General features: G+C 69.6%; 17 protein-coding genes. 7 read left to right on the top strand and 10 right to left on the bottom strand.

What is annotated here, in order from left to right:
• Positions 1–31: 31 nt before the first annotated feature.
• Positions 32–1,219 (bottom strand): THUMP-like domain-containing protein, encoded by a 1,188-nt coding sequence (locus tag FHS07_RS03215; RefSeq protein WP_183418454.1) that lies wholly within the window; start codon positions 1,217–1,219, stop codon positions 32–34.
• Positions 1,220–1,600: 381 nt separating this feature from the next.
• Between FHS07_RS03215 and FHS07_RS03210 the strand changes: the two genes are divergently transcribed.
• From FHS07_RS03210 to FHS07_RS03195, 4 genes are all read left to right on the top strand, one after another.
• Positions 1,601–2,458, top strand: coding sequence for a hypothetical protein (locus tag FHS07_RS03210; protein WP_183418453.1), 858 nt, complete (start codon positions 1,601–1,603; stop codon positions 2,456–2,458).
• 29 nt (positions 2,459–2,487) lie between these two features.
• A complete protein-coding gene (locus FHS07_RS03205; RefSeq protein WP_183418452.1) occupies positions 2,488–3,339 on the top strand; it encodes a hypothetical protein in 852 nt (283 codons plus the stop codon).
• A gap of 126 nt (positions 3,340–3,465) precedes the next feature.
• Positions 3,466–5,382 (top strand): dynamin family protein, encoded by a 1,917-nt coding sequence (locus tag FHS07_RS03200; protein WP_343054587.1) that lies wholly within the window; start codon positions 3,466–3,468, stop codon positions 5,380–5,382.
• Entirely contained in the window at positions 5,379–6,914 is a 1,536-nt protein-coding gene (locus FHS07_RS03195) for a dynamin family protein (RefSeq protein ID WP_183418451.1), read from the top strand. Before FHS07_RS03200 ends, FHS07_RS03195 begins: the two co-directional genes overlap by 4 nt.
• 48 nt (positions 6,915–6,962) lie before the next feature.
• On the opposite strand, the gene FHS07_RS03190 is transcribed toward FHS07_RS03195, so the two are convergent.
• From FHS07_RS03190 to FHS07_RS03175, 4 genes are all read right to left on the bottom strand, one after another.
• The gene (locus FHS07_RS03190; protein ID WP_183418450.1) at positions 6,963–7,661 is read right to left on the bottom strand and encodes a hypothetical protein; all 699 of its coding nucleotides are present in this window, start codon (positions 7,659–7,661) and stop codon (positions 6,963–6,965) included.
• The gene (locus FHS07_RS03185; protein WP_183418449.1) at positions 7,648–8,391 is read right to left on the bottom strand and encodes an IniB N-terminal domain-containing protein; all 744 of its coding nucleotides are present in this window, start codon (positions 8,389–8,391) and stop codon (positions 7,648–7,650) included. The genes FHS07_RS03190 and FHS07_RS03185 overlap by 14 nt, the downstream gene beginning before the upstream one ends.
• Before the next feature lie 91 nt (positions 8,392–8,482).
• Positions 8,483–11,059 (bottom strand): helix-turn-helix transcriptional regulator, encoded by a 2,577-nt coding sequence (locus tag FHS07_RS03180; protein ID WP_183418448.1) that lies wholly within the window; start codon positions 11,057–11,059, stop codon positions 8,483–8,485.
• A gap of 25 nt (positions 11,060–11,084) precedes the next feature.
• Positions 11,085–12,929, bottom strand: a complete 1,845-nt coding sequence (locus FHS07_RS03175; protein ID WP_183418447.1) for an Hsp70 family protein — start codon at positions 12,927–12,929, stop codon at positions 11,085–11,087.
• Between the two features lie 484 nt (positions 12,930–13,413).
• On the opposite strand from FHS07_RS03175, the gene groES reads away from it, so the two are divergent.
• Complete coding sequence (gene groES / locus FHS07_RS03170) at positions 13,414–13,710, top strand: co-chaperone GroES (protein WP_039394204.1); 297 nt, start codon at positions 13,414–13,416, stop codon at positions 13,708–13,710.
• 9 nt (positions 13,711–13,719) lie between these two features.
• Here groES and FHS07_RS16630 read toward each other — a convergent pair whose 3' ends face one another.
• Positions 13,720–13,851 carry a hypothetical protein gene (locus FHS07_RS16630; protein ID WP_281369376.1) on the bottom strand — a complete coding sequence of 44 codons (132 nt, stop codon included), beginning with the start codon at positions 13,849–13,851 and terminating at the stop codon, positions 13,720–13,722.
• An 11-nt stretch (positions 13,852–13,862) separates the two neighbouring features.
• On the opposite strand from FHS07_RS16630, the gene rarD reads away from it, so the two are divergent.
• Positions 13,863–14,804, top strand: coding sequence for an EamA family transporter RarD (rarD, locus tag FHS07_RS03165; protein ID WP_183418446.1), 942 nt, complete (start codon positions 13,863–13,865; stop codon positions 14,802–14,804).
• Between the two features lie 192 nt (positions 14,805–14,996).
• On the top strand, positions 14,997–16,283 hold the full coding sequence (locus tag FHS07_RS03160) for an ABC transporter substrate-binding protein (protein WP_183418445.1): 1,287 nt from the start codon (positions 14,997–14,999) through the stop codon (positions 16,281–16,283).
• 250 nt (positions 16,284–16,533) lie between these two features.
• On the opposite strand, the gene FHS07_RS03155 is transcribed toward FHS07_RS03160, so the two are convergent.
• Genes FHS07_RS03155 through FHS07_RS03140 form a run of 4 tightly spaced genes read right to left on the bottom strand, consistent with a single transcriptional unit; the run spans position 16,534 to position 20,060 of the window.
• Complete coding sequence (locus FHS07_RS03155; RefSeq protein WP_183418444.1) at positions 16,534–17,337, bottom strand: hypothetical protein; 804 nt, start codon at positions 17,335–17,337, stop codon at positions 16,534–16,536.
• Positions 17,338–17,372: 35 nt separating this feature from the next.
• Positions 17,373–18,155 (bottom strand): ABC transporter ATP-binding protein, encoded by a 783-nt coding sequence (locus FHS07_RS03150; protein ID WP_183418443.1) that lies wholly within the window; start codon positions 18,153–18,155, stop codon positions 17,373–17,375.
• Positions 18,155–19,087: an ABC transporter ATP-binding protein gene (locus tag FHS07_RS03145; RefSeq protein WP_183418442.1), complete on the bottom strand. Its 933-nt coding sequence runs from the start codon at positions 19,085–19,087 to the stop codon at positions 18,155–18,157. Before FHS07_RS03145 ends, FHS07_RS03150 begins: the two co-directional genes overlap by 1 nt.
• Positions 19,080–20,060: a branched-chain amino acid ABC transporter permease gene (locus tag FHS07_RS03140; protein ID WP_183418441.1), complete on the bottom strand. Its 981-nt coding sequence runs from the start codon at positions 20,058–20,060 to the stop codon at positions 19,080–19,082. Before FHS07_RS03140 ends, FHS07_RS03145 begins: the two co-directional genes overlap by 8 nt.
• Positions 20,061–20,065 lie beyond the last annotated feature (5 nt).

Below are 20,065 nucleotides of genomic sequence, written 5' to 3'. Positions count from 1 at the left end.
CCGCGCCGCGGTAGCGGAGCGGGGGAGGCTCTCACACGCGGTCGGCGAGCAGAGCGAGGCGCTGGGACCCCACGCGGGTCACGATGAGCGTCGCCGATTCGTCGCCGCGCAGCGAGAGCTTCTTCCGCAGGACGGCGGGGTCGATGTCGACGCCGCGCTTCTTGATCTCCAGCGTCCCGATACCGCGTGCGCGCAAGGCCTGAGCCAGCTTCTTCGTATCCACCGGGAGCTGCTCGCGCACGCGGAACGTCGAGACGAACGGGCTCGTCAGCGCCGCATCCGAGGTCAGATACGCGATCCCGTCCGACAGCATCCCCGCGTCGAGGGCGCGGGCGACCTCGCCGATGAGCCGGGCGCGGATCACCGCCCCGTCGGGCTCGTGCACGAAGGCGCCGAGCTCGCGCACATCGACATCGGGGCTGTCGGCGGCGGCGGTGAGCTCCCAGGCCTCGCCGCCGCGCACCACGAGCGCCGCACGCCGCACGCGCTCGCGGGAGAGGGCGCCCGCCCACAGCACCAGCTCGATCGTGGAGCCGTCGGCGCTGATCCATTGCGCTTCGACGTCGTCGGCGATCTGCGCGCGGTCGAAACCCGGGCCGAGCTTCACGCCGCCCGGGGTGCGGCGAAGGACGTCGAAGACCCACTCGAGCGACGGCGACCACTCCGCCGACGCCACCTGCCGCGTCTCCGCATGGCCGGCGGTGCGCCGTGCAGGATCGAGCCACACCGCATCCGTCGCCGACAGGTCGACGTCCTCCGCGCGTGCGTGGGCCACGCTCACGGCCTCGCCGAAGGGGGCGAGGTTGAACGCGGCGATGGCGGCGGTCACCTCGTCGGCGTCGACGGCGTGGACCCGGATGCCGAGGCCGGCGAGGCCGAGGGCGTCGCCGCCGATTCCGCAGCCCAGGTCGGCGACGCTCGTCATCCCGGCGTCGCGGAACCGTCCCGCGTGCCGGGCGGCGATCGACAGGCGCGTCGCCTGCTCCAGACCCGCGCGGGTGAACAGCATCCGGTCGGCGAACGGGCCGAATTTCGTCGCCGCCCGCACCCGGAGACGGGCTTGTCCCACGACGGCGGCGACCAGGTCGGGGGAGTGGCCGGCCGCCCGGAGCCGGGAGACGGCGCGCGCCGCGTCGTCGGTCGACGCGAGGGGTCCGATGTCGTCGAGCAGGCGGAGGCCCTCGGGGGTGAGCAGGGCGGTGAGCTCGGCGGTGTCCACCGAACCAGCCTAGGTGCGGGGGTCCGCGTGCGCGGGGCGGCCTCGTGGGGGTCGGCCCCTCGGCGGGCTCCGGGTCCTGGCTCCTCGGAGGGATTCTGTGCTCGCGGGGTGAGGAACTGCTGAACGGCTCAGGGCCCGGGCTCCCGTGAGATGGCGGGGGTCGTGCGGGCTCAGCGTTCCGTTCCCCAGGGGGCGGCCGAACCCGTCGAAGCCATCGGCCCCGATCGGCGGACACCCCCGGTCCCCCTCCCCGTCCCCCGAAACCCCGGGGTACCCCGCACCCGATACCGGGGAGGCCCCCGATGCCGGATCCGCGGCCCGTTCTTACTCTCGAAGAACGAACAGTACTGCGGGCCGCGGCCCGAGAATGGGATGGAAGAAATGCCTACCACCGGCGACATCAACAACTCGCTCAACACGGCCGTCGCGGACTCGCTCAACGACACGAGCGTCGTCAACGAAGACAACTCGGAGAACGCCGACCTCAGCGCGACGGACTCGTTCAACACCGACAACTCGACCACCGACGCCAGCGAGACCACCGTCGACCTCGACGGCTCGTTCAACGAGGGCTCGTACAACGAGTCCAACGAGTGGGTCGACTCGTTGAACACCGACAACTCCACGAACGACTCGGGCAACAGCCTCGAGTGGGCCGACGGCTCTTACAACACCGACAACTCGCACACCGACAACTCGGTCAACGCGGGTGTCCGCGAGTACAACACGGGCTTCGGCGCGTGGGGCGGCGCCTCGGCAGCAGACTCCGGTGCGGCGGGTGGCGGCGGCCACACCGAGATCTGGAGCAGCTCCACGATCGTCGACCAGTCGGTCAACCAGAACATCGCGGCCGACGGCGACGTCGACCAGACGTTCGGCAACTCCTCGGTCACCGCCTCGGGTGAGGGCTCGATCGCAGCCGGCGGCAACGTCGACTGGGACTACTCGGTCGACGAGTCCAGCAACTTCAGCGCCGGCGGCGACATCAACATCGGCAACGAGACCACGATCACCACGATCACGGACTCGATGAACGAGTACAACCTCGACTACTCGTACACCGACAACTCCACCGTCATCGACGTCACCGACTCGTTCAACGACTTCTCGGAGAACTACTCGGCCGACGGCTCGTTCAACTCCTCCGAGGTGTTCGACAGCGAGACGACGATCGACGTCGACATCACGGCGGTCGTGGACAGCTTCAACACCGCCGACCTCAACCTGCCCCTGGCCTGAGCCTCTTCGTAAAGTAAGGAACCAACATCATGGTGTGGAACATCGGTGACGTGAACGACTCCGGCAACGCGGACTGGTCGAACGTCGGCAACAGCAACAGCACGACCAACACGAACAACAGCCAGAACCTGGCCGTCGACCTCGAGAGCGTCGGCAACGTCGACAACTCCTCGACCGATGAGTCGACGCAGGACTGGTCGTTCGTGGACTCGGGCAACGTCGACTCCAACAACCTCGACAACTCGTGGGACAACTCGGGTAACACCGACAACTCCACGAACAACTCGGGTAACTCGTACGAGATCGCCGTCGACTCCTACAACACGGACAACTCGGTGGAGGACAACTCCACCAACGCGGGTGTCCGCGAGTACAACACGGGCTTCTCCGGCTGGAGCGGTGCGGGTGGCGGCGGCAACGCCTCGATCTACAGCCAGTCGACCATCGTCGACCAGTCGGTCAACCAGAACGTCATCGGTGGCGGTATCGGCCAGGACTTCAGCAACAGCGCCGTGACCGCCTCGGGTGAGGGTGCCGTGGCCGCCGGCGGCGACGTCTCGATCTCGCGCTCGCTGGACGCGTCGACGAACTTCGACGCCGAGGGCGACATCAACCTCAACAACACCACCGAGATCACCACGTGGGACAACGTGGGCAACACGACCGACATCTCGGTCGAGCTCACCGACAACTCGCAGGACTGGTCGTTCGACAACTCGTACAACGACGAGTCGACGAACGTGGACGTGACCGACTCGTTCAACGACGACTTCAGCTCCACGGAGTCCGAGAACTGGACGATCAACGCCGACGTCATCTGGGGCTCCGGCAACTCCGAGGTCGTGGACGTCCAGGTCCCCGACCTGGATCTCGACGCCTGAGTCGCCATCCGTACCCACGGAAGCGTCTGAACGGTAGCCCTGGGCGGGTTTTCCCGCCCGGGGCTATCGTCGTTCCCAGATCCTTCGACGTCGAAGAGGCGTCGGCCCGACCGAGAGGTTCCCCGCGTGTCCGCACCGGCCCAGCCCACCACGTCTCCCGCGCCGAACGGCGCCGCCGAGGACGGGAGGAAGAGCCCGGCGCCGGCCGCCGAACTGGCCGCCCTCGTCGAACGGGCGCGTAAGTACTCCGGGGTCCTCGGGCGCGAGGACCTGGTCGAGAAGCTGACGAGCACCCGTGCCCGGCTGCAGGACCCGCACGTGCGCGTGGTCATCGTCGGGCAGTTCAAGCAGGGCAAGAGCAAGTTGGTCAACGCCCTCATCAACGCTCCCGCCTGCGCCGTCGACGACGACATCGCCACGAGCGTGCCGACCTCCGTGGGCTACGCCGAAGAGCCCTCCGCGACCGTGCTCGTGAAACGCGAGAGCGGGGAGTCGCACGAGGTCCGCCGGGTCGACATCCCCTTCGAGCGTCTCTCCGACTACGTCACCTCCCGCGCCGATGACGAGCAGGACGGCGACGTGGTGGGCGCCGAGGTGCTGCTGCCGCGCGAGATCCTCAAAGGGGGTCTGCGCATCGTCGACTCGCCCGGTGTCGGCGGGCTCGAATCGACTCGCTCCCTCGCCACCCTCGCGGCCCTCACGACCGCGCACGCCGTCCTGCTGGTCTCCGACGCGTCGCAGGAGTACACCGAGCCCGAGATCCAGTTCCTGCGCCACGCGATGCGCATCTCGCCGAACGTCGCGGCTGTGCTGTCGAAGACCGACCTGTACCCCGAGTGGCGCGAGATCCAGCGCGTCGACGAGAAGCACCTGAACGAGCTGGGCGTCGACGTCGACGACGTGCCCGTCTTCGCCGTCTCGAGCGACCTGCGGTTGCTGGCCGCCGAGCAGCAGGACCGCGAACTCAACGACGAGTCCGGCTTCCCCGAGCTCGTGGCGCATCTGCGCCGCGACGTGCTGGGCAAGGCGGAGGACCTGAACCGCCGTGCCGCCGTGCACGACCTGCTGACCGTGTCGGACCAGCTCTCGCTGGCCGTGAAGACCGAGCTCAACGCCCTGCTGCACCCCGAGGACACCCCGGGCATGATCGCCCGGCTCGAGGATGCCAAGGCCAAGGCCGACGATTTCCGCAGCCGCACCTCCCGCTGGCAGGTCACGCTCTCCGATGGCATCGCCGACCTGATCTCCGACACCGAGCACGACCTGCGCGATCGTCTCCGCAAGGTGCAGCGCGAGGGTGAGGCGGCGATCGATGAGGGCGACCCGGGCCCCATCTGGGACCAGATCGCCGAGTGGGTCGACCAGCGGGTCAACGCCGCGGTCTCCGAGACGTTCGTCTGGACCAACGAGCGGTCCCAGTGGTTGGCCGAGCAGGTGGCTGAGGAGTTCCGCATGGGCGAGGGGTCGATCCCCCTGATCGACGTCGCCGGCACCGATGGACTGCTCGACCCGGTCGAGGAGCTGCAGCACCTCGACGACGGCAAGATGGGCGCCGCCGAGAAGATCTACATCGGCGTGCGCGGCTCCTACGGCGGCGTGCTGATGGTGGGTCTCGCCACCAGCATCGTGGGCCTCTCGCTCATCAACCCGCTGTCGCTGCTCGCCGGCGTGCTGGTGGGTCGCCGCGCCTTCCGCGAGGACATGTCCTCGCGTCTGCTCCGTCGGCAGAACGAGGCGAAGAACCTCCTGCGTCGTCACATCGAAGACACCGTCTTCCAGGTGGGCAAGCAGCTGAAGGACCGTCTGCGCATCGTCCAGCGCACCGCCCGCGACCACTTCGGCTCGATCGCCGAAGAACTGCACCGCTCGCTCAGCGACTCGGTGCTGGTGGCCAAGCAGGCAGCGGCCACCTACACCGCCGACCGTGACAAGCGCATCACCACGCTGCAGGCGCAGCTGCGCGACATCGACGCCCTGCGCGGGCGCATCCCCACGGCCGAGCTCGAGGCGGCACGCCCCGCCCGCGCGGCGGTCGGTCGGTGAGCGCCCGGCTGCCGGAGGTCGCCCGCATCGTCGACGACGCCCTCGATGCGTACGCCGACGACGCGGCTGCCGTCGAGGTACTGGAGTCGTTCCGTGCGCGGCTGCGCGAGCCGCTGCGCCTGGCCGTCGCCGGCATCGTCAAAGCGGGCAAGTCGACGCTGCTCAACGCCCTCATCGGCGAGCGGATCGCCCCGACCGACGCGGGGGAGTGCACGCGCACGATCACGTGGTACCGGTACGGATCGACCGCCCGTGTGGATCTGCGCCTGCACGACGGCCGTCGGATCTCGCGTCCGGTGCGCCGGCACGAGGGGCGCCTCGTGCTGGACATGGGCGGCTACACCGCCGAAGAGGTCGCCTGGATCGACGTGGCGTGGCCGAGCGAGAGCCTCCGTTCCACGGTGCTCATCGACACCCCGGGTATCGCGTCGCTGACCGTGGAGAACTCTGCACGCTCGACGGACTTCTTCATCCCCAAGGACACCCCGACGGCGGCGGATGCCATCATCTACCTGCTCCGGCACGTGCACGCCGAGGACCTGAAGTTCCTCGAGGCCTTCCGCGACACCGCCGCGGGGGAGTCCCAGACCGTCAACGCCCTGGCCGCCCTCTCTCGTGCCGACGAGATCGGCTCGGGACGCATCGACTCGCTGCTCTCGGCGGCCAAGATCGCCGACCGGTACCGCCGTGACGGCGAGCTGCGCGCCCTGGCGCTCGACGTGGTCCCGGTGGCGGGCCTGCTCGCCGAGGGCGGTCGCACACTCCGCGAGAGCGAGTTCATCGCCCTGCGCCACATCGCGCTGATGGACCGCGAGGCCCGCGACAAGCTGCTGCTGACCGTCGACCGCTTCACCCGTGCCTCCGACGACACCGCCCTGAGCGTCGAGATACGCCGCGGCCTGCTGCACCGCTTCGGCCTGTTCGGGGTGCGGTTGGCGGCGGCGCTCATCCGCGGCGGGGCGACGACATCGTCGGCTCTGTCCGACCGGCTCGTGCAGCAGAGCGGCCTGGTCGAGGTGCAGCGCTTCGTCGAGGATCAGTTCCGCGGCCGCGCCTTCGCGCTGAAGGCGCGCGGCATCCTGCACAGTGTGGAGCGTCTCGTGCGCGAGCGCCCGCGCCCGCACACCGCCGGGCTGCTGGCATCCATCGAGCGCCTCACGGCGCAGAGCCACGATCTGCGCGAGCTGTCGCTGCTGGCGGAGCTGCGCACCGCCCCGCCCGAACTCGATGCCGAGGCGCTCGCGGAGGCGGAGCGGATCGTCGGCGGATCGGGTCTCGCCCCGACGCGCCGGTTGGGTCTCGGCGACGATGCGGCCCCTCCGGTGCAGCGCGAACGCATCGACGGTCTGCTCGCCCGCTGGCACTCCCTGGCGGAGTCCCCCCTCACCGACCGCCACACCGCCGACCTGTGCCGCGGCGTGGTCCGCAGCGTCGAGGGCGCGGCATCCGATCTCCTCGGACACGGCCAGACGGATGACGCCGAGAGCGGTGTCGACGCGTCGGACGCGGTGCTCTCGAGCGGACCTGCCTGACGCGAAAGAGAAGCGGCATCCGTCCGTCCAGGATCGGATGCCGCTTCGTCAGAAATCGGCCGAGGGGCTGCTGCCGGGGCTGCCGCGTCGGATGTCGTGCTTGCGCCGGGTCCAGCGGAGGGCTGCCGGGATCACAGAGAACAGCAGACCGAGCGCGGACAGGCCGAGCTGGATCAGCAGCAGCCGATCCAGCGGCACACCGCGGTCGCCGACGGCGACGAACTGCCGCGCGGCCAGGACCGTCACGGCCAGGAACAGCAGGATGCCGAGCATCCACCAGCGCGCGTTGTTGCGGCGGTTGTTGAACGACACGAGCGAGGTGATCTGCACCAGCAGAACCGTCACCAATGCGCCGAAGACGCACCAGAAGACGATGTCGGCGGCGGTGCTGACGGTCTCGGCCGGACGGGAGGAGTCGACCCCGCGCACGATCGCCTCGATGTCGGGATCGATCGTCTGGCGGATGATGAAGAGGTACCCCACGGTGATGGCGCCGACCACCAGGCTGAGCACCCAGCTGATCTGCGCGAGGCGCACCGCGGCGGGCGGCGGCATCTTGACCATGACGGGGGCTGCGGCCTTGTCGTGCAGCGCGGGGCGCTCGGGCTTCGTGGCCTTGGGGGGCGGTTCGTACGGCGGCGGTGCCGGCGAGCGGCGCACCTGCGCTTGCGGGGCGGGCGCACCGGAACGGCGGGTGAGCTCGTGTGAGCCCACCCGCCGTTCCGAGGGCGTGTCAGAGGGTGTCATCCGAGGTGTCTTCGATGACGACATCGTTGCCCGAGTCGAACACCACGGTGGTGTCCTCGTCGACCGAGGTGTCGATCGTCGTGTCGGTGGTGTCGTTGAACGAGTCGTCGACCACGACATCCGTCGAGGAGTCGTTGGCCGAATCGGTCAGATCGACGTCGGTGGAGTTGTCGGTCGTCTCGGTGGTCTCGTCGGTGTCGTTGTACGAGCCGTCGATGTCGGTGTTCGTCTCGTCGTTGCCGATGTTGACGTCGTTGCCGGCGTTGATGTCGGTGGAGTTGTCGAGAGTGGTGTCCTGGTCGACATCGTTGCCGGCGGCGATCGCGTCATCACCCGAGGCGACGACGGCTTCGTTGCCGAAGGTCTGGTTGACGTCGCCGTTGGCCCAGATGTTCTGGTTCACCGACTGGTCGACGATCGTGTCACGGTCGTCGATGTGGGTGTAGGACAGCTGGGTGGTGATCGACTTGATCTCCTTCACCACCGGGTTCCACTCCGGCTTGGGACCCACCGGAACCGGCGCGGGCTGGGTGTTCACGATCACGTGGGGCTTCTCTGCGATCACCGGGGCGACCGAGCACACGTCCGCGTACGAGACGTTGTTCAACCCCCGTGCCGCCATCGCGCCTTCCGGGTCTTCTTCGAACTCGGCTGCGGCCTCCGGATCGCGTAGGAGGCTCAGGATGAATTCGATCAGCGCATCTGCCATGGTCGCCAGCGTGACGCTCATTGGGGTCTCCTCACGGTTGTTCCTTGGGATCGACGTTAGGTCGAGGGGGTGTGTGTGCGCGTCGGGGGGAATCCCCATAGCGCGGGGTGGGTCATAGGGGTTTGGCGGACGCGAGCACCCTGGCGGATCGCGCGTCGTCGCCGGTCGCCTCCGCCGCCGGTTCCGGGGCGTGCGAACCGTCGTCGAGAGCCATGCGCAGACGGCTCATGAGGTCGGAGCGCGAGGTGGCGCCGAGGCGCCTGCGGATGCGGGCGATGTGGTGCTCGGCGGTGCGCGGGGAGATGAAGATCGTCTCGCCGATCTCGGCGTACGTCTTGCCCTGCAGCACCAGCGCCGCTACCTCTCGCTCGCGTTCGCTCAGGATGCCGGAACCCTCGGCCCCGCGCGTGGGCACCGGGATCGGGCCGGTGTCGGTCGCCGGGGTCACGGGCGTCTCCACGCGCTCGCGCGGGTGCAGCTGACGGGCGCACGCGAGGAGGCGCGCGATGATGCGTCGATCGGTCGACTTGCTCGCGCCGTGACTGGCCAGGCGCGCACCGTCCCAGGCGAACCCGCTCGCCGCGAGGCCGGCGGCGGACTCCTCGATGGCGTCCACGTCGACGGCGCCGGTGAGGACGTCGGTCCACACCCGTCCGGCGCGCGCCAGGCGGGCGGCCAGCGGCGAGTGCGCGGCCGCGGCCCGCAGGGCCCGCGCGTGCACCGTGAGCTCCTCGGGACTGCCCAGCAGGATGCTGGCATGCAGGCCCGACCACTGCAGGCTCGTTTCCCACAGGGCCGGTCGTCCGAGATCGGTGAGCAGCTGCTCCGCCCGTTCGAGCGACGAGCGCACGGCGCTGAATTCACCGACACGAGCCGCCGAGACGGCGAACTCGCCGAGGGGGACGAGCGTGAACAGGTCGACCTGCACGCGCAGCAAGGACTCCTGCGCGCGTTGCCAGACCGGCGGGAGCTCGGAGGGCTGGCCGTTGCGCCGCACGAGCCCGAGTTCGACGGCGTCGGCGAGCAGGCGATCGCGCGCGCCGAGCGGGCGTCCGCCGGTCGCCGCACGCAGCGCGTTCTCGGCCTCCGAGGCGTGCTCGCGCTGCAGGGCGACCCACGCGCGCCAGAGCTGCAGTCGCGGAGCGGCCCACGCTCCGCCCTGCGCGCCGGCGATCGCGGCATCCAGCACCCGTTGGGCGACGGCCGCTTCCCCCAGGTGCAGGGCGACGAGCGCGGCGATCACGGCGGGCAGTTCGGGCAGAGGGGCGTCGCTCCCCGATGCGGTGTACATCTCGCTCGCACGCACGAGATCCTGCAGACCGTCGTGGTCGCCGGTGTCGAGCGAGGCCCGGAGGCCCCGCGAGAGGAGTTCGAGCGAGACGCCGTGGGCGGTCGGGATGGTGCGCACGGATGCGGAGCCGGTCATTGCGGCCGGGTCGGTGTGACCGGCGCCCGCGGCGGCGATCGTCCACTTCGCCCGGCTCTCGGATGCCGTCGGAACACCGCCGCGGTAGACCTGCGCCCCGAGGTCCATGTCGCCGCGCATCGCCCAGACGGCGGCGGCCATGTCGAGAGCCGCGTCGCCGGGGGCATCGGGGCCCGCGAGCAGACGGTCGACGAACGTCCCGGCGGCGTCCACGTCGCCCAGCGCCCAGGCGGCCCGCGCGCGACGCAACGACAGCGTGGCCGAGGGGGCACCTGCACGGTCCGCCGCCTCGTAGAGTTCGGCCGCCTTAGCGGGATCGCGCGACAGCTCGCGGTCACCGTCGGCGAGAAGGGCGGATGCCACCCGCTCGTCCGTCGTGCCGCCGAGAAGCGCCTGCACCGAGGCGGCGTCGCGCACGAGCCGTGCGGAATACAGCTCGAGCAGGCGGTCGGCGGTCAGCCGTGCGCGCACGGCGTCGCGCACGAGCGGCACCGTGCGTCCGCCGCGCTGCAGCAGACCGGCGTCGTAGCCGGCGGCGCAGGCGGGGCCGGCGCCGGCGTCCAATGCGGAGCGCTCGTCGAGGCACAGTGCCTCGACCGCGAGCCGCAGCGACGGGTCGAGGGAGTCGATGCGGTGCGAGACGAGGTCGTCCAGCGACCGGGCGATCTCGTCGTGGTCGCAGCGACCGTCGCAGACCGCGTCGCCGTGCAGCATGAGCGCCTCGGCGGTCAGCCACGCCAGACCCCCGGTGGCCTCGAGGAGGCGCGTGAGGCACCCTCGCGACGAGTCCGTCGCTTCGGCGCCCAGATGCGCGGTGACGTCGGACATCGTGACGTGTCCGAGCAGCATCGGCGGCTGATGGCGTTCGATGTCGTCGATCAGCGCGCGAAGTGCGGGGGAGTCGGGGTCGGGACGGGTGGCGAGCAGCACCGTCGCGGTTCCCGTGCGCAACCGCTCCGCCAGTGCGGACAGCGTCTCATCGTCGAGGAGGTGCGCGTCGTCGACGATCACGACCGCGTCCGCCGCGGCGGGCAGGTCGGAGAGGTGCGTGAGAGCGACGGGGGAGGCGCCGGCCGCGCGCAGCGCCGTGAAGAGGTGGCGCAGCACGCGGGATTTGCCGGAGCCGGCCGTTCCCACGACCGCGAGAGGGGTGGGTTCGACCGCCGCGACGGAGGCGTCGAGGAGAGCGCGCGCGACACGCGGCAGCAACAGCGACTCGAGGTCGCCGTGGGCAGCATCGGAGGACGTGTTCGAGATCGACATCGGTGGTGACCTTCGACGGCGCGCGTCAGGGCGTGGGCTCGGCGGAGGCGGACGGCGTCTCGGGGGCGGGAGCGCTCGTCTCGGCCGGCTGCTCCGACGGCGGCGAGGTCTCTGTCGGCGGCGGGTTCTCCGTCGACGGAGACGGGGCCGGCTCCTCGGTGGCCGGCGGGTCGGTGACCGGCGTCTCGGTGACCGGCGTCTCGGTCGGCGGGGTGGTGGGGGCCGGGTCGCTGGGCGAGGGGGAGGTCGTCGTCGGGTCGGTCGACGGGGTGCCGGTCGACGGCTCCGCCGGGGTCGACGAGGAGGGCTCGGTAGCGGAGACGGGGTTGCCGCCCCCGCCGCCACCGCCCGAGGCCTGCTGCTGCGCGGGGGGTGCCGCGGAGGGGCTGCGCTGCTCGGCGGCCTGGGGGGTCAATCGCTGGGGAGTGCGCTGGCGCTCCTCGCTGCGGTTCGTGGCGCGGGGCTCCGCGGGCGCTGCGGCGTCCTGCGGGGCCGCGGGCTGCTCGGCGACGGGCTGCACCTGGGGGGCGGCGATGCTCGCCGGGGGAGCGGAGGGCAGGTCGAGCGCGTCGAACACGCGCACGTCGAGGTCGGCGGCCATGGGCTGCGAGGTGACGGCCATCCCGGTGCGGGCCAGGATGCCGACGCCGAGGGCGGGCACGCTGACGATGCCCACGCTCACGGTGAGGACGGCGACACCCGCCGCCACGTACGCCGTGGCGGGGACACGTCGGAACCACGGAGCACGCTTCTCGCTCCGCTGGGCGGTGAAGACGGACTCGGGGGTCACGTCATCGTCGTCCCGGTCGTCGTCATCGTCGTCGGTCAGGGCGTCGTCGGCGGCCAGGAGCGTGTACGGACGCAGGCCACCGCCTGCGGCGGTGCGGGCGGCGCCGAGGGCGATGATCGCTTTGGGATCGGCGTCGATGGCGATCGGCCGGTCGAAGCGCTCCGAGAGCAGCTGCGCCACGCGGGGAATGCGGGAGGTGCCGCCCGTGAGCAGGATCGCATCGAGGTCGTCGGCGGTGAGACCCGACTGCTCCAGCGCGATCTCGAGTACCTCGACGGTGCGCTCGATCTCGGGCTCGATCATGTCCTCGAACTCGGCGCGGGTCAGGCGCACGGCGCCGTGCCCGTCTCCGATGAGCACCGGCACGACGGCCTCGCCGTCGAAGGACAGCGATTCCTTGGCATCGACGCACTCGCGTCGGAGCGACGCCAGCGCCATGCGGAGGCCCGCGTCGGACTGCACGCCCGCGAGGGCGGATGCCGGGATGCCGGCGGCGCGGACGGTGTGGCGCAGCACGATGTCGTCGAAGTCGGCGCCGCCCAGGTCGGGGATGCCCACGGGGCTGCCGACGAAGTCCACGTTGCCGTCGGGCATCTTCTGAAGGATGACGGTGTCGAACGTGCCGCCGCCGAAGTCGTAGACCGCGAGGGCACGGCCGTTGTCGAGGGGGTGCGTCGATTCGTAGTGCCGCGCGGCGGCCTCGGGTTCGGTGATGACCTGCACGTCGCTCCAGCCGAGACGGCCGATGGCGTCGCGCACGAGCTGGGTGCGGTATTCGCCCCAGGTGACGGGGACCGAGACGGCGATGCCGGCGGGGTGCTGTCCCTCGCGCTCGACCGCGGTGCCGATCACCCACCCCACGACGAGGGCGTACAGGTCTTGCGGCGAGAAGCGCCGGTCTCCGGCCACGATGGGGACGTCGTCGCCGATGCGGCGCTTGAACTCGCGCACCAGGCGCTCCGGCTGGGCCGTGCCCCGACGCTCCGCCGCGTCACCGAAGAGCAATCCGCTGTCCGAGACGAAGACGGTCGTCGGGGTGCTGTCGGCGTTGCGCCCCAGCGGCAGCGATGCTGCCAGCAATGCCCCGTCAGGTGCGGAACGCGCGGTCGCAGCCGCAGTCCTGCTCGTTCCTACATCGATCGCCAAGAAGTACGGCGTAGCCATGTGTTTCGACCCCCCGAAGGCGCACAGAAGCGCCGCATGGCACTCCTGAATCCCCCGACTCTCCGAGCTCGACGACGAGCCCGTTCGTGTTCCATCAACCCATGCCCCCTGCACGTGTCGACGCTGTTCCTGAAGTGTTGCACACCCGTAAACAGGATGAAAGGGCGGGTGAGATGGGTATGACTCGGGGCGTAAAGGTGCAATACTTCGCGCCGCTCCCGCCCCCCGTTCGCCGCAGACTGCGCGTGGGGGCCGAGCACGTCGTCTCGCGTCTCGAACGCCTCGATGCGAGACACGTTGGCACTCGCATTGCACGAGTGCCAACCCTTCTCTAGACTTGGGTTAGCACTCTCCCCGTGTGAGTGCTGACAAGTCTTCTGTAACGAGAAAGAGGTAGACCGTGTCGGTTTCCATCAAGCCGCTCGAGGACCGGATCGTCATCAAGCAGGTCGAGGCTGAGCAGACCACCGCGAGTGGTCTGGTCATCCCCGACACCGCCAAAGAGAAGCCGCAGGAGGGCGAAGTCGTCGCCGTCGGCCCCGGCCGCATCGACGACAACGGCAACCGTGTCCCCCTCGACGTCGCCGTCGGTGACCGCGTGCTCTACAGCAAGTACGGCGGCACCGAGGTCAAGTTCGGCGCCGACGAATACCTGGTGCTCTCGGCTCGCGACGTCCTGGCGGTCGTCGTCCGCTGATCGCGTGACTCAGCCGAAGACCCCGGATGCCACGGCATCCGGGGTCTTCGTCATTCGATCGGCCTGCGCGGCGCGGCGTCGGCGTTCACGGATGGCAGGAAAGCGGGGCTCGTCGGCGGTCCCTGCCTCGACGGCGCGCATAGGCTGAGGAAGTGACCGCCGCCCCTCCCGCACCCGCCGGCGGGAGCACCCGCGGCGCGCTGTACGCACTGAGCGCCTATCTGCTGTGGGGCGTCCTGCCGATCTATTTCCTGCAGCTCACGCCGACCGATCCGTTCGAGGTCGTGGCGTGGCGGATCATCCTCGCCTTCGCGTTCTGCCTCCTGCTCATCACGGTGCTGCGCACGTGGCGCTCTTTCCTCACGATCGTGCGGCAGAAGCGTTTGATGGCGCTGACGGCCCTCGCGGGGGTGCTCATTTACGTCAACTGGCAGACGTACCTGATCGGGGCGCTCACCGGGCACGTCATCGAGACGAGCCTCGGCTACTTCACCAACCCGATCGTCACGGTCCTGCTCGGGGTCATCGTTCTGCGCGAGCGACTGCGCGTGCTCCCGTGGATCGCGGTGGGCATCGCCGTCGTCGCGGTCGGCGTCATCGTCGTCGGCTACGGCTCCTTCCCGTGGATCGCTCTGACGCTGGCGTTCTCGTTCGGCTTCTACGGTCTGGTGAAGAAGCAGATCGGCCCGTCGGTGGATGCCGTGAGCGGTCTGACCCTCGAGTCGATGTGGCTCCTGCCGGTCGCCGCGATCCAATTGGTGGTCGTCGCGAACATCTCGGGGATCACGCTGGGCACCGTCGGCGTGCTGCACACAGTGCTCCTTCTCTCGGCCGGTGTCGTGACGGCTATCCCGCTGCTGCTGTTCGCGTCGGGTGCCCGGCGGGTGCCGCTGACGGTGATCGGACTGCTGCAGTTCGTGGCGCCCGTCATCCAGTTCGTCATCGGAGTCTGGGTACTCCACGAGCCGATGACCCTCGAGCGCTGGATCGGCTTCGCCCTGGTCTGGGTGGCGCTGGTGCTCTTGAGCGCCGATTCGATCGTGGCCTCGCGGCGTCACCGTCGCGTGGTGGCCGATGTCGCCGAGCCGGTGTGAGTCCCGGGATTTCTGCGTTTACCGGCTGAATCCGTCCGTTCTCGGTGCGGTGGCGCCGACCGTTATGCGCCCGTGACCGGGGAGACGCACATCGTTAACGAACGGCAACATGCGGAAAACGTGGGTCCGATTAGGTTTAGGGCATCGGGTGGCCTCATGGGCCGCCCACGTTCATCCACAGCAAGGAGCACTATGAACGTCTTCCCGCGCACGCGCAGCGCCCGACTCCTCGGCGGTCTCGCCCTGGTCGGCGCCAGCGCGCTCGTCCTCGCCGGTTGCGCCGGTGGCGGCGGCGGAGCCGAGTCCAGCGATGCACCGAGCAGCGCCGTTGGCGGCACCTCGACGGCAGACAGCGTCTTCCACGTCGGCACTATCCTCCCCGCCACGGGCAACCTCGCCTTCCTCGGCCCGCCCGAGGTCGCCGGTGTCAAGCTCGCCGTGCAGGACATCGAGGCCACGGGCGACGCCTTCCCGTTCTCGGTCGAGCTCACCGAGCGCGACTCGGGTGACACCACCACCGACATCGCCACGCAGTCCGCGACCGAGCTCGTCGACGCCGGCGCCGACGTCGTCATCGGTGCGGCCTCGTCGGGTGTGTCGTTCACGTTCGTCGACCAGCTCGTCAACGCCGGTGTCGTCCAGATCTCCCCGGCCAACACGTCGCCCGACTTCACCACCTACGCCGACGGCGGGTACTACTGGCGTACCGCCCCGTCCGACGTGCTGCAGGGCCGCGTTCTCGGCAACCTCATGACGGGTGACGGTGCCGCCAACGTCGGCATCATCTACATCAACGACCCGTACGGCATCGGCCTGAAGGACAACGCGACGACGGCCATCGAGGCCGCCGGTGGCGAGGTCTCCGTCGCGGTTCCGTACAACCCGGGTGACACGGTCTTCACGTCGCAGGTCGACGAGCTGCTCGCGGCTCAGCCCGACGCCGTCGCGGTCATCGCGTTCGAAGAGACCTCGTCGATCATCCCGCAGCTCGTCAGCACGCAGGGCTACCCGGCGTCGCAGGTCTACTTCGTAGACGGCAACCTGTCGAACTCGTACGAGTTCCCCGCCGGCACCCTGCAGGGCGCCAAGGGCACGCTGCCCGGCAACCCGGCCGACACGACGTTCCAGTCGCGTCTGAAGGAGATCGACGCCGCGCTGACCGACTTCAGCTACGCGCCGGAGTCGTATGACGCCGTCATCGTCGCAGCTCTCGCCGCGGCGCAGGCCAAGGACGACTCGGGCACCGCGATCCGCGACAACCTGCAGTCGGTTTCGGAAGAGGGCGAGAAGTGCACGACCTTCGCCGACTGCCTCGCGCTGATCAACGAGGGCACCGACATCGACTACGACGGTGTCTCCGGCCCGATCACGTTCGACGAGAACGGTGACCCCACCGAGGCGTACATCGGCATCTACCAGTACGGTGCCGACAACAAGTACACCCTGCTGAACACGGAGTTCGGCTCGCTCAACGAGTGACCTGAGTTCGCGAAGGGCCCGGATGCCATCGGCATCCGGGCCCTTTCTCGTGTGCGGGGCGGTGGCTCACCGTCGTCATAGCGGGCGCGCAACCCGCTCGCATCGTGTCGCACGGGTCGCCGTCGGTGGGGTCGCCAAGGCGGCCTCGACCGTGGCAGCCCGGCCTCGCCAACCCGGCCCCGCCAGCCGTGGCCTCGTTGGATCGAGCCCGTCCGTGGCGGTGCGGTCCCGGCGCCGCCGCACGCCTTCGTCAGCTCGCCGGTGTCAGGCCGCAGGTCGCCGCGGTGAAGGCCAAGAGGTCGCCGGCCACATCCTGCGAGCGCGGAAGGGGAATGACGACCTCTCGGCCGTCCACCCGCGCGACCAGGTCGAACAGCGTTCCCACCTTGTCCTCGGCGATCGCGTGCGCATCGCATCGAATCGGCGTCACGGACACGGAGGTCTTCGATGGCGCGTCGCCGCCGTCGACCGTCAGGCCGATCGGTGCTTCGGTGCCCCCCACGAAACGCAGCAGGGGAGTGCCACGCAGAGACACCATCTCGAGCCGTCCGGCTGCGGCGTCCCCGCTGGGCTCGATCGACAGCACCAGGTTCGCGAACCCGCCGCCGGTGGGGGTCACCGTGGTCGCCGAGATGCGGGCGATGGATGCCACGGCATCTCGGTCGCACTGCGTCGCGCCGAGCCGCGAGAGCACGCTCAGCGGGTCGTCCACCGCCACGGTGGCATCGAAGTCGCGGTCGCCGTCGACACGCAGCACGGCCTCGGCCGCGGCATCGTCGCGCGAGCACTGGATCGCGGGGAGGGGAACGGGGAGATCGGTCGTGCGTCCGGGGCCGATCGTCACCGGACGCGCGGTCTCGCCGCCGGCGACGCCATCGAGAGCCGCCGAGGTCAGTCCCGCCGAGGTCACCGTCACCGGCGTTCCGGAGGTGTTCGTCACCCGCAGCTGCACCCGCTGGTCGGCGATGTCGCCGCGTTGCTGCACGAGGACGACCTCGAGCGACGGAGCGGGCGGCGCGGAGGCCGAGCATGCCGCGAGTGCGACGCCCACCAAGGTGAGCGCCGCACTCGCGATCAGGAAACGGTCGATCAGGCCTCGGGCTGCGGGCGGTCGCGCTTGGCGTCCTCGTCGGCGGCGAGCGTGCCGAGGTACAGCTCGATGACGCGGGGGTCGGTGAGGAGTTCCCGGCCGGTTCCGGTGTACGCATCCTTGCCCTGGTCGAGCACGTAGGCACGGTGGCAGATCTGCAGGCATCGCCGCGCGTTCTGTTCGACCATGATGATCGTCACGCCCGCGCGGTTGATCTCGGCCACGCGCAGGAACGTCTCGTCCTGGCGCACGGGGGAGAGACCAGCCGACGGCTCGTCGAGCAGCAGCACGGAGGGGTCCATCATGAGCGCACGACCCATGGCGACCATCTGACGCTCACCGCCCGAGAGCGACCCGGCGCGCTGGCGGCGCCGTTTGGCCAGCTCGGGGAAGAGCCCGCTGACGAACTCGAATCGCTCGGCGAACACCTTGGGCCGCTGGAAGAGACCCATCTGCAGGTTCTCCTCGATCGACAGGCTCGGGAACACGTTGTTGTTCTGCGGCACCATGCCGACGCCCTTGCCGACGAGCTTGTCGGCCTTGAGCGCGGTGATGTCCTCGCCGTTGAGCAGCACGGCGCCGCTGCGGATCTTCACCTGACCGAAGATGGCCTTCAGCAACGTCGACTTCCCCGCGCCGTTGGGGCCGATGATGCCGATCAGGTCGCCCTGGTAGGCGTCGACCGTGCACCCGTTGAGGATGTTCACGCCCGGCAGGTACCCGGCGACGAGGTCGTCGGTACGCAGCACCGCGGTGCGCGTGGTGGTGGCGGTGTCGGCCATCAGAGCTTGCCGTCCTTCTCGTCGGCGATGAGCTCCGCTTCCGCCTCGGCGGCGGCCTCGGACTGGATGGTCTCGACCTGCGACGTGGTCATGTCGCCGAGATCGGTGTCGTGGTGGGCGCCCAGGTACGCGTCGATGACGGCCTGGTCGCTCATCACGGTGTCGGGCGGACCCTCGGCGACCACGCGCCCCTCGGCCATGACGACGACCCAGTCGGAGATGTGGCGCACCATGTGCATGTCGTGTTCGACGAACAGCACGCTCATCCCCTCCTTCTTCAGGTCGAGGATGTGCCCGAGCAGGCTCTGCGTCAGCGCGGGGTTCACGCCGGCCATCGGTTCGTCGAGCATGACCAGCTTCGGATCGCTCATCAGCGCCCGCGCCATCTCGAGGAGCTTGCGCTGGCCGCCCGACAGTGACGCAGCGAAGTCCTCGCGCTTGGCATCCAGTTTGAAGCGGCGCAACAGGTCGTCGGCCCGCGCGGTGTTGGCCTGCTCCTGCGAGCGCCAGGTCGAGGGGATCAGCGCGCGGAAGATGTTCTCGCCCTTCTGCCCGCGGGCCCCGAGCAGCATGTTCTGCAGCACCGACAGGCGCCCGAGCGACTTGGTGAGCTGGAAGGTGCGCACCATTCCCTTGCGCGAGACCTTGAACGCGGGCACGCCGGCGAGGTTCGACCCCTCGAAGCTCCAGCGACCCGTGTTGGGCTTGTCGAAGCCGGTCAGCAGGTTGAAGAGGGTCGTCTTGCCGGCACCGTTGGGTCCGATCAGAGCGGTGATCTGTCCGCGCGGGATCTCGAGGTGCTCGACATCGACGGCTTTGAGCCCGCCGAACTGCCGGGTGACGCCATCTGCGACGACGATCGGGTCGACCTTGGCGCAGCCGGGGCCGACATCGCCCTTGACGAGCGGATGGGTGACGGTGGTGTCAGACATTGAACGACAGCTCCTTCTTGTTGCCGAAGATGCCCTGTGGTCGGAAGATCACCAGGAGCATCAATCCGATGCCGACGAGGATGAATCGCACCTGCCCCGTCTGCGTGCTGGACATGAAGCCCAGGATGCCGACGTCGCGCAGTCCCACGATGATGCCGTTCGACAGTGACAGGAGCACCCAGAACAGCATCGATCCCACGATCGGGCCGAGCAGGGTCGCGGCCCCGCCGAGCAGGAGCGCGGTCCAGATGAAGAACGTCAGCGCCGTTCCGTAGTTACCCGGCTGCACCGCGCGCGGGAGGATGAACACCACGCCCGCGAGGCCGCCCATGACACCGCCGAGCACGAGAGCCTGCATCTTGTAGGAGTAGACGTTCTTGCCGAGGCTGCGTACGGCGTCCTCGTCCTCGCGGATGCCCTTGACCACGCGGCCCCAGGGACTGCGCATCAGCAGGTAGACGAGGAGCGTCGCGATGATGACGAGGCCCCAGCCGAAGACGCGGACCCACCAGTCGTTCGCGGAGTAGGTCCACGGCCCGATGCCGTAGGTGCCGGCGGGCAGGGGGTTCAGCGCCTGGAACTCGCGGTTGTAGCCGTTCAGGCCCTGCGAGCCGCCGGTGATGTCGGTGAGACCCACCGTCGACACCACGTACCGGACGATCTCGGCCGCCGCGATCGTGACGATCGCGAGGTAGTCAGCGCGCAGACGCAGGGTCGGGATGCCGAGCAGGAACGCGAAGAGCACCGAGGCGCCGATGGCGATGAGGATGGCGAGCCACACCGGTGCCGAGAGCGACAGGGTCGCGATGGCGAAGGCGTAGGCGCCGACGGCCATGAATCCCGCTTGACCGAAGTTGAGCAGGCCCGCGTAACCGAAGTGCACGCTGAGTCCGATGGCGGCGAGGGCGTAGGCCGCGGTGGTCGGGCTGATGAGCTCGCCCGCGGCGTTGTTGAAGATCGAAAACCAGTCCATGTCGT

Origin of the sequence: Microbacterium proteolyticum, from assembly GCF_014192415.1 — a bacterium.
GTDB classification, from domain to species: Bacteria; Actinomycetota; Actinomycetes; order Actinomycetales; family Microbacteriaceae; genus Microbacterium; species Microbacterium proteolyticum.
This window is presented reverse-complemented; position numbering and strand designations above follow the sequence as displayed.